Origin of the sequence: Segniliparus rugosus ATCC BAA-974 (assembly GCF_000185725.2) — a bacterium.
GTDB classification, from domain to species: domain Bacteria; phylum Actinomycetota; class Actinomycetes; order Mycobacteriales; family Mycobacteriaceae; genus Segniliparus; species Segniliparus rugosus.
Genome location: NZ_KI391953.1, coordinates 1473688 through 1485995, shown reverse-complemented (window position 1 = coordinate 1485995; position 12308 = coordinate 1473688). Strand labels below are relative to the sequence as shown.

The following is a 12308-nucleotide window of genomic DNA, read 5'->3' as shown; positions in this document are numbered from 1 at the left end:
GTGTCAGACGTCCTCTGGCAGGCCGAAAAGCCTGACCGCGTTGGTCCGGCCGATCTTGAGCCGGTCATTTTCCGCGAGCAGCGCGTTGTCGAACCAGGCGACGCCTTCTTCGATGTCTTCGTACGGGTAGTCGATGGAGAACAGGGTGCGGTCGACTCCCAGCTCGTCCAGCGTGTTGTACAGGCTCTTCGTGTGGAAGTGGCCTGACGTCGTGGCATAGAAATTGTTGTGGAAGTAGTGTTCGACGGGGAGCTGGTTGGCCCCGAGACCCGAGCCGTGCCGCTGCTTGCGCAGACGCGATGCCACGCGGGGGATCATCTGGGGCAGCCCCTCCCCCTGGTGGCCGAGGATGATCTGAATATTGGGGAAGCGGTCGAAGAGGCCGGACAGGATCAAGCGCAGCGCGTGCGTCGCGGTCTCGTGGGCAAACCCCCATGCGGAGCCGACCAGCGAGCCGTAAGGCTCGTACAGCGCTTGGCCGGACGGGCGCGCCTCGCGCGGGTGCAAGTACACAGGGACATCCAGCTCGGACGCTTTCGCCCAGAACGGCTCCGCGTCCTCATGGTCGAGATACACCCCCGCGTCCTGGCCCGAGACGTTGTAGTAGCCGTTGATCATGGCGCCGTGCGCGCCGAGTTCTGCAACGGCCCGTTCGAGTTCGGCTGCGGCCTTGTGGGGCTCCTGTACCGCGACGGCCGCGAAGAAGCCCAACGTCTGAGGGTACTTGTCCACATAGTTCTTCTTCACGTAATCGTTCGTCTCGATTGCCACTTCGGTCGCCAGCGAAGGGTCCGCAATGCCCTGGATGCCGGGCGACGTCAGCGACAGGATCGAGTAGCCGATCCCGTGCGCCTTAAGCTTCGCGACCCTGCGGTCGACCTCGAGCAAGTCCTTGTCGACCTGCTCCATGTAGTCCTTGCCGTTGCGGGCAGCCTCGCCCGTGCTGTCCCAGAGCTCGTTGTTCCTCGGGGTGGACACGTGCTCTTCGAGGACGACTTTATGAAACATATCCTTCAATCTCCGTATTCTCGCGCTCGCCTGGACGGCCAGCGCTCGGGTGTTCTGCGGGGCAGGTTTCGCGGGCAATGGTCTCGGCGATCCCGATCACGGTCGGATTGCTGGCGGCCGATGAGGTGCCTGGGAGGATCGAGGCGTCCACCACGCGCAGCTTGTCGAGCCCGTGCGCCGAACCATACGCGTCGACCACACCCTAGCAAGACCCCGGAGCGCCGATAGCGGCGGTCGCCACGGGCGGTGGTATATGCCGGTGGTACGTGCCAAGGATGCGCTTAGCCGCTTCAATGAGCTCCTCGTCCGTCGCGTCCGGTCCCGATGGTGCCGCTGATGATATCCGCCAACGGCGGATCCCTTCGAGCAGGCTCGCGACGTCCTGCTCGGCCCCGAGGAAGCCAAGGTCGATCCCAGGCGGTTGCTCCGAGCCCGAGGAGAGGAGCGTCATCGAGCCGAGGGAGACCGGCCGTGTCAAGCCGAGGATCTCCCCCCGGAACGGGGCTCGATGGTGGTCGAGCTTGCCTTTGGCCGCCGTGTGCCCCCGGCACGGGCCGAGCTTCGCGGCCTCCTTCGCCTCGGCGGGGAAGCCCGCGTTCGTGTACGCCGGCCCCGCCTCCAGCAAGGTCGCCCAACGGCCCTTGTTCCCGGACAGCCGAGCGGCCATGACCATGCCACCCGAACCTCTGCCCACCACGACAACGCTCCGTGCCATCAGGTCTCGCCTTCCCAGTCATCGTGAGACCGGCATGAAAGTTCATAACAGCCAAGCTGTGCTGCCGTGAAGAAAACCTCTGCCTTTGCCACTTCATCCCCGGTCGCTAAATAATGTGACGCTCGCCATGCCGCTCGTCCGCCCGCCCAACATTCGTGGGCTGTAGAACTGCACGTCATCCTTGCCGACGACCCCGGCGGACCACCTGGGACGCAAGCCCAGCCCGCAGGACTCGAATCGCAACGACCAGCCCGCTCCTCGGCATTGCCCGCAACGCCCTCGCCTGGCGCCTCTGACAACGCTCCCCCGATCCACCAGTCAAGACAGCCTCAAACCAGTGGCAACTGCTGCCGCGCCGAACCCGCCTGCCCAAACCAGAAACCTCTGGCAGAAAACCCCGAAACCGTCTGCTAAACTAGCTTCCCAAGCACGAGACAGACCCTCACAGGCCCGCCTCCGTGCCCCTGACCTTGGGAAACACTAGTTTCTGCAATGCCCGCAGGATTTCCCGCAGGTCCACTGCCGATGTAGTTCAATGGTAGAATGTCAGCTTCCCAAGCTGAACACGCGGGTTCGATTCCCGTCATCGGCTCCACGAGCACAACCCCAAACAGCAGCTCCCCAAGCTGGCCCCGCCCGACACCACAGCGGGTTCGACTCCCGACATCGGCTCCACGAGCACAACCCCAAACACCAGCTTCGCGTGGTGTCTCCGCGACTAGCCCTTCACCGCTCCTGATGTCAGCCCGGCGACGATCCTGCGCTGGAACAACACCACGAAAATCACGATGGGGATCGTGATGATGACCGCGGCCGCTGCGATGGTGCCGGTCGGCTCCTCGAATTCGGAGCTGCCGGTGAAGTTCGCCATCGCCACCGGCGCGGTGACGGAACGGGACGTCGCGGTCAACGTCGACGCGAAGAGCAGGTCGTTCCAGGCGAAAATGAAGACGAGGATGGCTGTCGCGACCGCGCCGGGGGCGGCGAGCGGCAGGATCACCCGCCGGAATGTGGTCATCGGGCTCGCTCCGTCCATCGCCGCCGCGTCCTCCAGATCCCGTGGGATCTCGCGGAAGAACGCCGCCAGCGTGTAGACGGCCAGCGGCATCGCGAACGTGGCGTACGGCAAGATCAGGCCGATCCAGGTGTCGAACAGCCCGAGCTGGCGCTCCACGTCGAAGAGCGGGGTGGCGAGGGAGATCTGCGGGAACATCATGACGGCGAGCATCACGCCGACGAACACTCGCTTGCCCCGGAACTCGACGCGCGCCGTGGCGTACGCGGCGAGCGCCCCTGCCGCCACGGCGAGCGCTGTCGCGATGAGCGCCACGCCGATGGAATTCACGAGCGCGGCCGTGAAATCGCCCGTCTTGAACACCTGGCGATAATTTTCCAGCGTCACATCGCTCGGGATGAACCTGCCGTCGCCGATGGTGGAACTCGGTTTGAGCGAGAGGCTGACGATCCATCCGACCGGCACCAGCGCGTACACCACCGCGAGCAGGTCCAACGCCGCCCATTTCGCGGCCGAAGCGCGCCCTTCTGCCCCGCTCATGCGTCGCGCTCCATTCCGGGGGCGGCGGCTCCGAACACTTTCATGAACACGGCAACGATGAGGGCGACGCAGACGAAGACGAGCACGCTGATCGCCGAGCCGACGCCGAGGTTGAAGGCGAGGAACAGGTTGTCGTAGCCGAGGAGCGACACCGAACCGGTGCCCGACGCGCCTTTGGTCATGACATAGATGCTGTCGAACACCCGGAACGCGTCCACCGTCCGGAAGAGCAACGCCACCATGATCGCGGGCCGCATCGCGGGCAGGATCACCCGGAACAGGCGCGTGGCCGCCCCCGCGCCGTCCATCTGGGCGGCGTCCATCATGTCTTGCGGCACCTGGGCGAGCCCTGTGAGGAGCAGCAACGACATGAACGGACTCGTCTTCCACACCTCGGCGAGGATCACCACCGCGATGGCGGAGGCCTGCTGGGTGAGCGGGGCGCTGCCCTGCGGCAGAAGGTTCGCGAGATACCCCGTCCCCGGCGTCCACGCGTACAGCCACGAGTACGCCGACACCACCGTGACCAGACCGTACGGGATGAGCACGAGCGTGCGCACCAACGACTTCCCGACCAGCGTGCGGTGCATGAGGAGGGCAAGGGCGAGGCCGAGCACGAATTCGAGGGCGACCGAGACGACGGTGATGAGCGCGGTCACCCACAGCGCGTGCCACCAGTATTGGTCCGCCAGCACCGCTTGGTAGTTCGCGAGCCCGACGAAAGCCCGGTCCCCCGGCTGGCTGAACCGGTAGCGCTGGGTCGAGAGCCACAGCGCGTGCGCCACCGGGTACGCCCCGACCAACAGCATCAGGGCGAGCGCGGGCGCGACCAGGAACCAGCCGCGACGAGTGCTCGTCATGGGACCAGCCCCTCTCCCGCGACTGCCTTGCGCACCTGCTCGTCCAGCACGTCCACCGTGCGCTCGGGGTCGATGTCCGCAGGCGGGTTGAGCTTCGCCGTCATGAGTTTGGAAAGCGTCTGGTACACCGGGGTGGCGGGACGGATCGCGGCGGAATTCTCCTGCAACTGCCCGAGGACCTGGCGCCATAGCGGGTAGGCGGCTTGGAACCTCGGGTCGTCGAACACCGCCCGGATCGTCGGTGGGACCCCGTTGCCCACTGCGACTTGCCGCTGCGCGCGCTCCCCGGTGATGCAATCGGCCGCTTGGAACGCGAGGTCTCGATGCCGCGATGTGCTCGCCACCGCCAAGTTGTAGCCGCCGAGCGTCACTCGCGCCGGCTTGTCCGGGTCCACTCTCGGATAAGGGCTGTCGCCGAGCGCTTCCGGCGAGAACGCCACCCCGCCCGTTTTCGCGTTCTCGACCACGCTGTTGCGCACGTACGGCCAGTTCACTTCGAACGCCGCTCTCCCCTGCTCCAAGGCGAGGCGCGCCGTTGTCTCGTCGCTCTGCGAGATGGACGGGTCCGCGCCCCGCGCTCGGGCCACGTCCCGGATGATGGTGAGCGCTTTGACGGTCGCAGCCCGGTGCTCGGGGGTGTCTTTGAGCGTGGGAGTCTTGCCGTCCGCCGCGAGGATCGCTCCGCCCGCGCTCGCCAAGAGCGTGTTGAACCAGACCATGAGCCCCTCGTAGGGCGCGGCCTGGACGGCGATCTGGCCGGGGCCGCCGGTCGCGGCCAGCTGCTGCGCCCGGTCGAGCACCCCGGCCCACGTCGTCGGGGCGGCCCCGACGAGGTCCTTGCGGTACCAGAGCAGCTGCGTGTTGGTGTTCGCGGGGAAGGCGTAGAGCGCCCCTTTCCACACCGCCGTCGCGTAGGGCCCTGGCAGGCTCTTGTCCCGGACCTCCGGCACGAGCCGGTCTGGCAGGGGCACGGCCCAGCCCGCCTCCGCGAATTCCGCGGTCCAGACCACGTCCAGGAGCATGAGGTCCAAGCTCGCGTCGTCCCCGGCGAGACGGCGCGCGAGCTGCAGCCGCTGCGAGTCAGCGTCTCTCGGCAGCAGTCGCGTCCGGATTTGGTACTGCGCCGTCGAGCAGTCCTGCGCCGCCTGCGTGTACTGCTCGCCCTCGTTCCCGGAGGCGTAGAACCACAGGACGAGCTGTCCGGGGCTCCGAGCGCAGGAGGCGGCGAGCCCGACGACGAGCACTGCCGCGAAGAGGGCTCGGACGGCTCGGGTCATGGCTTCAGACTATCCGGAGATCACCGGCCAAGCGCCGCCAACACTGCTTTCGCCATGCCGTCTTCCCCGGCGGCCAGCGGGTGCAGCGCGATGTCGCTGCCAAGCAGCGAGCCGCCGCCCTTGACCCATGGGTCGTCCGCGCACACCCCGTGGCCTGCGGAAGCCGCCGCCGCGTCCACGAACTTCGACCCGGTCGCGGCTGCGGCGCTCTTCAGCGCGTTGTTCAGCCCCGCCTGGATCTTGTCGATGTACACGGAGTCCTGGGCGTTGTACGAACCCCAGGCAGGGCACCACGCCGTGCCGACCCTGATGTAGCTCACGACGGCCACCGTCGCCTTCGGGGCGATCTCGTGGACCTGGCGCAACACGTCGGAGACGGAGCCTTCGAGCCGTCCGTAGAAGTCGCTCATGTCGCCGAGCTGGGGCTTAGCCTCCACCTTCTGCTCGCATCCGCCGCCGCCGAGGCTGCATTCGAAGAACACGGCCTGCGCGAGGCCGTCGTTGTTCGCGCCGACGGTGATCGTCACGAGGTCGGTGTCCGGCGTGACCGCGTCCAGCTGCGCCGAGCGGGAGTCCCCGAGCGGGCCGGACTCGCCGTCCGCGATCCCGTACGAGCTCGTTCCGCTGCAGCTCACGTCGATGAAGGAGTCCCCGCGCTCGAGGCCGAACGCCTCGGCGACCTGGGACGGGTAGTTGCGCAAGGAACGCGCGCAACCTCCCGAGGCCTCGTCCACCGGGGCGACCCCCGGGCCCGCCGCGTACGAATCCCCGAGCGCGACGTACTTGTGGTACTGCGCGCCAGGAGCCGCGCTCGCCGGGGCCGCGAGCGCGGTCAGCGCGGGAAGACAAGCAAGGGACAGGGCAGCGAGGAGCGCGACGTTGCGCGATGAGCGAGGCATAGGCAAGCAGGCTACCGCACGCGGCTGCGCGCAAGGCGCATCCAAAGGAAAATATGGAGAATTCCGCTAAGAGCGCCGGGTACCATGGACAGGTGAGTTCGACAACCGAAGTGCGGCAGGAACAGCTTCTCGGAGCGCTCGGGCGCGTGGTCGACCCGGAGATCCGCAAGCCGATCACCGAGCTGGGCATGGTGAAGTCCGCCGAGGTCGGCGCGGACGGCGTCGCGAAGATCGCGGTCTACCTCACCACCAAGGCGTGCCCGCTCCGGGACGAGATCGCCAAGCGGGTGCGCACGGCGGTCTTGGACCTGCCCGGCGTGCGCGATGTGCAGGTGGAGCTCGACGTGATGAACGACGAGCAGCGCACCGAGCTGCGCAAATCCCTCCGAGGCGACGCGAAAGACCCGGTCATCCCCTTCGCCCAGCCGAAATCGCTCACCAAGGTGTACGCGGTCGCCAGCGGCAAGGGCGGCGTCGGGAAGTCCACCGTGACGGTGAACCTCGCCGTCGCGCTCGCCGCGCGCGGACTGTCCGTCGGCGTGCTCGACGCGGACATCTACGGGCACTCCGTGCCGGGACTTTTGGGCTCCGCCGACCGCCCCACCCAGGTGGAGAGCATGATCATGCCGCCGTCCGCGCACAACGTGCGGTTCGTCTCGGTCGCGCAGTTCACCAAGGACAACACGCCGGTCGTGTGGCGCGGGCCGATGCTGCACCGTGCCTTGCAGCAGTTCCTCGCCGACGTGTACTGGGGCGACTTGGACGTGCTGCTGCTCGACCTGCCGCCCGGCACGGGCGACGTCGCGATCTCCCTCGCCCAGTTGATCCCGAACGCGGAGCTGCTCGTCGTCACCACCCCGCAACACACCGCCGCCGTGGTCGCCGAGCGCGCGGGCGCGATCGCGGTGCAGACCCGCCAGTCCATCGCTGGGGTCATCGAGAACATGTCCGGCGGCATTTTCGGCGAGGGCGGCGGAGAGCAGGTCGCGACCAGGCTGTCCTCGGTCACGGGCGGCAAGGTGCCGCTCCTCGGCAGTGTCCCGCTCGACGCGGGGCTGCGCGTCTCGGCGGACGAAGGGGCGCCTCTGGTCGTCAGCGACCCGGAGAACCCCGCCGCTGTCGCGTTGCGCGACGTCGCGGCGCGGCTCGCCGTCAAACCGCGCGGCTTGGTGGGCATGTCGCTGACCGTGGAACCTGCCCGGCGCTGATGTCATGACAACGCAGGTCCAGCCTCGGGCTGGGGCTCGGGAGTGGGTCGGCCTCGCCGTCCTCATGCTGCCCGCGCTCCTCATCGCCGTCGACGGGACGGTGCTCGGTTTCGCGCTGCCGAGCCTCGACGCGCAGCTGCGCCCGTCGGCGACGCAGACGCTGTGGATCGTGGACGTGTACGGGTTCGTGCTGGCGAGCCTCCTGGTGACCATGGGCAACGTGGGCGACCACATCGGCCGGCGCAAACTCCTCATGGTCGGCATGGCCTGCTTCGGAGCCGCTTCTATGCTGTGCGCCTACGCGCCGGACGCCCACGTGCTCATCGTCGGCCGCGCGCTGCTGGGCCTGGCCGGAGCGACCCTGATGCCGTCCACGCTGTCGCTGCTGCGCACCATGTTCCAGGACGAGCGCCAGCGAGTGTTCGCCATCGCGGTCTGGAGCACCGCGTTCAGCGCGGGCTCCGGCCTCGGGCCGGTGGTCGGCGGCTGGCTGCTTGGCCACTTCTGGTGGGGCTCGGTGTTCCTGATCAACGTGCCGGTGGTGCTCGTGGCGCTGGTGTGCGTGCCGCCCCTGGTGGACGAGTCGCGCAACCCCGAGCCCGGACGGATCGACCTCGTCAGCGTCCTTTTGTCCCTCCTCGCCATCCTGCCGGTGGTGTACGGCGTGAAAGAGATCGCCAAGCACGGGCCCGGCCTCGTCGCAGCGGCGGCCATCGTCTCGGGCGGACTCGTCGGGTGGGTGTTCGCGCGGCGGCAGCGCCAGCTCGCCGAGCCGCTCCTCGACCTACAGTTGTTCCGCAATCCCCGTTTCTCGTCGGCGGTCGCCGCAAGCATGGTCGTGGTCACCGTCCTGGTCGGGACGCAGTTCCTCATCCCCCAATACCTTCAGCTCGTGCTCAGCATCCCGGTGGACCGCGCGAGTCTCTACCTGCTGCCGGGCGCGGTGGCCTCGGTGGCTTCCGGGTTCATCGCAGCGGCCGCGATGAAGCGCATGTCGGAGCGCTCTCTGATCCTCGCGGGCCTGATGGTCATCGCCGTGGGCGTCGCGGCGATCTTCGGGCTCACCGCCGAGCACGGCGCTTTCGTGGTCTCGGCCAGCGGCGTGGCGGTCGGCTTCGGATTCGGGGCCGCGATGACCGTCATCAGCGCCATCGTGCTGGACGCTGCTCCCCCGCAGCGGGCGGGGGCCGCCGCCGCGATCTCGGAGACCGCGATCGAGCTCGGCGTGGCCGTGGGGGTGGCCGTGTTCGGCAGTATCGTCAACGCCGTCTACCAGCGCAAATTCGAGATGCCCGGCGGCGCGGACCCCGCTGTGGCGGACGAGGCCAAAGAGACGCTCGCCAATGCCCTGGCGCTCGGCCTTGCCGACCCGGCCCGCGTCGCGTTCGTCGACGGTCTCTGGGCCGCGGGAGCGGTCGGCTTGGCGCTGCTCGGGCTCGCGATGGCCGGGATGCTCAAGGGCAAAGCGAAATGACGGCGAGGGCGGGCGAGTAGAGGGAACCGCACCACAGCTCCCCCTCGTGCTCGCGCATCCCGGTCAGCGTCTGGAACCCTCGCTCTTTGACCCGGACCTCACGGACCACCTTGCCATCGGCGGCCAACTTGACCGCCGCTGTCTCGCCTCTGGCGAGCAGCTCGCCCGCCTTCGGCGGAACTGCGCGGATGATCGCCTGCACCGGCTTGGGCGCGGAGCGCAGCGCTTCGAGCAACGGATCCCGCTTGCTCGGCACCGCGACCCAGACTCCCCCGTCCGGGGCGCTGGCCAAGTTGTCCGGATAACCTGGCAGCCCGTCCGCGAACACTTCGTCCTTGCCTTGGTCCGGGCCTTCGAGCCACACGCGGCGCACCCGCCCGGTCGCGGTCTCCGCGACGAACACGCTGCGCTCGTCCGGGGCGAGGGCCACGCCGTTCGCGAAGTCGATGCCCTCGCACAAGAGCTCGACAGCGCCGCCTGGGGGCTTGCGGAAAAGCCGCCCGGTCCGGGTCGACTGCACAAGGTCCACCAGATATCGGGCGATGGTGTGCACCTGCGAGGACTCGCTGAAGTACACCGTGCCGTCCGAAGCGACCGCAGAATTGTTGCAGGTGAGAAACGGCCGACCCGCGAACGAGGAAGCGAGCGGGGCGACGCTCCCGGTTCGGATGTCGACCACCAACGCTCCCGCCGATGCCGCGCACACGACGAGTTCGCCGTCGCCGTGCATTTCCACCCCGTACGGGCGGTCGCCCTCGATCCTGGCCACTACTCGGGGCGGGGCGGACGGCTGGTCGGGCGGCAGCGCGACGATCCGTCCGTCGGCGAGGCCGGTGTAGACCGTGCCGTCCGGGCCGATCGCCACGTCTTCCGGGCCTTTGCCCGGCAAGGGCGCAAGTCGTAACGAGTCGCCGACCATGACGGTTATCCTATGTGGCGTCCGGGTCGAAGGCCGGAGGGCCTTGGCGCTCTTCGTTTTGCGAGGAGGGCTGCGCTGCTTGCGAGGAGGGCTGCGCTGCGGGTTTCGGAGCCGAGGGCCGGGTCGGCGAGAGCGGGTTGAGCAGGCTGTCTGGCGACTCTCCGTCGAGCAGATGCTTGGAGATGAGCGCGGTCGGCGAAGTCCCGCGCAGTTTGCTCAGCTGCTGGATCGGCTCCTGAAGCTCGGAGAGCTCCGGGCCGAGCTGTTCGCGGAGCTGCCCGGAGGCGTCCTGGGCGAACGAGCGGACCTGGCGCAGGGATTTGGTCACCCAGCTGATCGCCCCCGGCAACCGCTCGGGGCCGAGGATCACCAGCCCCGCGATCAGCAGGATGAAAATCTCACCCCAGCCTATGGAGAACACCGCTCGCTCACTTCTGCTTGTCCGAGTCCGGGGTGATCTGCACTTCCACCGGCTTGTTCTGCCCCTCGCCGCGCAGCACCTTGACCGTGGTCTCCTTGTGGAGCGGCATCTTGCGCACGCCAACGAGGAACTCCTCCAGGCTGGTCACCGGACGGTCGCCGATCTGCACGATGACGTCGTTCGGCTTAATCCCGGCGCGGTCCGCCGGGCCGCCCGGCTTCACCTCGGACACCGAGACGCCGCTGCCCTGCTGGTTCACCACGGGCCGGGCCGAGACTCCGATCACCGGGTGTTCCACAAAACCCTCGTGGATCAGCTGGTTCACCTCGCTCTGCGCGTCGTTGGACGGGATCGCGAAGCCGAGGCCGATGCTGCCGCTGTCGTTCGGCGAGTAGATCATCGTGTTGATGCCGACGATCCGGCCCCTCAAGTCCACCAGCGGGCCGCCGGAGTTGCCGTGGTTGATCGCCGCGTCGGTCTGCACCGCGTCGATCACCGAAGAGGCGGCCACGTCGTCGGGGTTGTCCTTCGACGGCAGCACGATCGCCCGGTGCAGCGCGCTGACGATGCCCTGGGTCACGGTCTTCGAGAGCCCGAAGGGGGCGCCGAACGCCACCACCGTCTCCCCGATGTGCACGTCCTTCTGATCGACGAACTCCAACGTCTTGCCGATCTTCGCCTCGACCTTCACCACGGCGAGGTCGCTCTTGGGGTCCCGGCCGACGATCTTCGCGGGGATGCGCCTGCCATCGGCGAAGATGACTTCGAGCGTCGCGTTGTTCTCCGGCACGGCGGCGCTCTCCACCACGTGGTTGTTCGTGACGATGTAGCCGTCCCCGGTGATGATCGCCCCGGAACCGGTCTCCTTCACCTTGTCGCTCCCCTGGGTGTACACCGACTCGATGGTCACCACCGCCGGGGCCACCTCGGCCGCCACCTTCCGCACCGCCTCGTCGTTCGGCGAAGCCGGGGAGCCCGCGAGATTGATCTCCGGGTGGCTCTCGTCGGTCAGCAGGTCATGCCCTCGGGGGATGAAACCGCCGATCAAACCGCCGAAAGCGCCGATAAGCAGCGCGGCGAGGCCGAGCGCGCCCAACCCGACCGGGCTGACCTTGCCGCCGAAGAGCACTTCGCGAGCGCCGAGCCGCCGTCCCTGAGTCGGGCCTTCCGGCTGCGGGGCGGGAAACGCGGCTTCGCCGAGCCTCACGACCGCGGCGGGATCGCGCCACGGATCGTCCAGCCGCCCGTCTTCCTGACGCTGCTCCCCCGCCGCCGCGTGCGGGTCGCGCTGCAACGCCTCCGCCGCGCCTTCCGGCCGGGAGAACGCCTCCCGCAGCACCGGGTCGGGCGGAGCGAGCCGGTATCCCGACTGCTCCGGGGAGTCGTTCCCCGCTTGCGGCAGGAACGATCCGTCGACCCCGACCGGCCTGCCGAAGAACTGGGCCGAAACCGGATCGACGACGGGGCGCTCCGGCAGCCGAGACGTGTACTGCGGGCGCCCGTCGCCCTGGGATTGGTCCGTGTGCGTGGGTGTCGCGCCTCCACCGCTGACGGGCGGGGTCACCGAGCCGACCCCGGGCGGCGCTTGGCTTCGTGCGCGGGGAACGTGTGCGTGGGGATGGCCGACTGCGTCGGAATGGCGCAGAGCGCGCCGAGCAGGTCTGCGGGCACCTGAACACAGCCCGCCTGCCGCAGCGCGGCGCGCGCCTGCAGCTGCGCCTGCAACTCGTCGGAGCATTCCGGGCAGGCCTGGAAGTGCTCGCGGGCGCGGACAGAGGCCTTCTCCCCCAGTTTCCCGTCGGCGTACGCGGCGACGGCCTCGAACGAGACGTGGTCCACCGACCAGAACGCCTTCGGCGCGGGCTTGGTTCCCAGCAGCAATTCCGCTCCTCGGGACCACTGCGCCGATTCACCCTCGAGGCGCCGGGGGATCATCATATGACCAGGCCCTTCTCTCTACGTTTCGCACCGC

At 68.4% G+C, this 12308-nt stretch carries 13 protein-coding genes and 1 tRNA gene; 3 read left to right on the top strand and 11 right to left on the bottom strand.

All coding sequences use genetic code 11. The features are described 5' to 3' along the window. Nucleotides 1–3: 3 nt before the first annotated feature. Genes HMPREF9336_RS07350 through HMPREF9336_RS07345 form a run of 3 tightly spaced genes read right to left on the bottom strand, consistent with a single transcriptional unit; the run spans nt 4 to nt 1723 of the window. The gene (locus HMPREF9336_RS07350; RefSeq protein WP_007470499.1) at nt 4–1008 is read right to left on the bottom strand and encodes an amidohydrolase family protein; all 1005 of its coding nucleotides are present in this window, start codon (nt 1006–1008) and stop codon (nt 4–6) included. Continuing rightward, nucleotides 998–1207 carry a GMC oxidoreductase gene (locus tag HMPREF9336_RS17860; RefSeq protein WP_007470497.1) on the bottom strand — a complete coding sequence of 70 codons (210 nt, stop codon included), beginning with the start codon at nt 1205–1207 and terminating at the stop codon, nt 998–1000. Before HMPREF9336_RS17860 ends, HMPREF9336_RS07350 begins: the two co-directional genes overlap by 11 nt. Before the next feature lie 3 nt (nt 1208–1210). Beyond that, on the bottom strand, nt 1211–1723 hold the full coding sequence (locus tag HMPREF9336_RS07345) for a hypothetical protein (RefSeq protein ID WP_007470495.1): 513 nt from the start codon (nt 1721–1723) through the stop codon (nt 1211–1213). 521 nt (nt 1724–2244) lie between these two features. Between HMPREF9336_RS07345 and HMPREF9336_RS07340 the strand changes: the two genes are divergently transcribed. Next, nucleotides 2245–2318: transfer RNA gene (locus HMPREF9336_RS07340), tRNA-Gly, on the top strand. Nucleotides 2319–2441: 123 nt separating this feature from the next. Here HMPREF9336_RS07340 and HMPREF9336_RS07335 read toward each other — a convergent pair. The 4 genes from HMPREF9336_RS07335 to HMPREF9336_RS07320 are packed head-to-tail and all read right to left on the bottom strand — an operon-like array spanning nt 2442 to nt 6314. Continuing rightward, a complete protein-coding gene (locus HMPREF9336_RS07335; protein ID WP_021030289.1) occupies nt 2442–3278 on the bottom strand; it encodes a carbohydrate ABC transporter permease in 837 nt (278 codons plus the stop codon). Next, on the bottom strand, nt 3275–4138 hold the full coding sequence (locus tag HMPREF9336_RS07330) for a carbohydrate ABC transporter permease (RefSeq protein ID WP_007470489.1): 864 nt from the start codon (nt 4136–4138) through the stop codon (nt 3275–3277). Before HMPREF9336_RS07330 ends, HMPREF9336_RS07335 begins: the two co-directional genes overlap by 4 nt. Beyond that, nucleotides 4135–5415 carry an extracellular solute-binding protein gene (locus tag HMPREF9336_RS07325; RefSeq protein ID WP_007470487.1) on the bottom strand — a complete coding sequence of 427 codons (1281 nt, stop codon included), beginning with the start codon at nt 5413–5415 and terminating at the stop codon, nt 4135–4137. The genes HMPREF9336_RS07330 and HMPREF9336_RS07325 overlap by 4 nt, the downstream gene beginning before the upstream one ends. A 20-nt stretch (nt 5416–5435) precedes the next feature. Then, nucleotides 5436–6314: an SGNH/GDSL hydrolase family protein gene (locus HMPREF9336_RS07320; RefSeq protein WP_007470485.1), complete on the bottom strand. Its 879-nt coding sequence runs from the start codon at nt 6312–6314 to the stop codon at nt 5436–5438. A 53-nt stretch (nt 6315–6367) separates the two neighbouring features. Between HMPREF9336_RS07320 and HMPREF9336_RS07315 the strand changes: the two genes are divergently transcribed. Both HMPREF9336_RS07315 and HMPREF9336_RS07310 read left to right on the top strand, forming a co-directional pair. Beyond that, on the top strand, nt 6368–7522 hold the full coding sequence (locus tag HMPREF9336_RS07315; RefSeq protein ID WP_007470483.1) for a P-loop NTPase: 1155 nt from the start codon (nt 6368–6370) through the stop codon (nt 7520–7522). A 4-nt stretch (nt 7523–7526) separates the two neighbouring features. Next, on the top strand, nt 7527–8996 hold the full coding sequence (locus HMPREF9336_RS07310) for an MFS transporter (RefSeq protein WP_007470481.1): 1470 nt from the start codon (nt 7527–7529) through the stop codon (nt 8994–8996). On the opposite strand, the gene HMPREF9336_RS07305 is transcribed toward HMPREF9336_RS07310, so the two are convergent. From HMPREF9336_RS07305 to HMPREF9336_RS17465, 4 genes are read right to left on the bottom strand one after another with little or no spacing between them, the layout of a single operon-like run. Then, nucleotides 8977–9915 carry an SMP-30/gluconolactonase/LRE family protein gene (locus HMPREF9336_RS07305; protein ID WP_007470480.1) on the bottom strand — a complete coding sequence of 313 codons (939 nt, stop codon included), beginning with the start codon at nt 9913–9915 and terminating at the stop codon, nt 8977–8979. The two genes, HMPREF9336_RS07310 and HMPREF9336_RS07305, sit on opposite strands and share 20 nt — an antisense overlap. A 10-nt stretch (nt 9916–9925) precedes the next feature. Further along, entirely contained in the window at nt 9926–10336 is a 411-nt protein-coding gene (gene tatB / locus HMPREF9336_RS07300; RefSeq protein ID WP_007470478.1) for a Sec-independent protein translocase protein TatB, read from the bottom strand. 7 nt (nt 10337–10343) lie between these two features. Further along, nucleotides 10344–11900 carry a S1C family serine protease gene (locus HMPREF9336_RS07295; protein ID WP_007470476.1) on the bottom strand — a complete coding sequence of 519 codons (1557 nt, stop codon included), beginning with the start codon at nt 11898–11900 and terminating at the stop codon, nt 10344–10346. Then, nucleotides 11897–12217 carry an anti-sigma factor family protein gene (locus HMPREF9336_RS17465; RefSeq protein ID WP_007470474.1) on the bottom strand — a complete coding sequence of 107 codons (321 nt, stop codon included), beginning with the start codon at nt 12215–12217 and terminating at the stop codon, nt 11897–11899. Before HMPREF9336_RS17465 ends, HMPREF9336_RS07295 begins: the two co-directional genes overlap by 4 nt. Nucleotides 12218–12308: the final 91 nt, after the last annotated feature.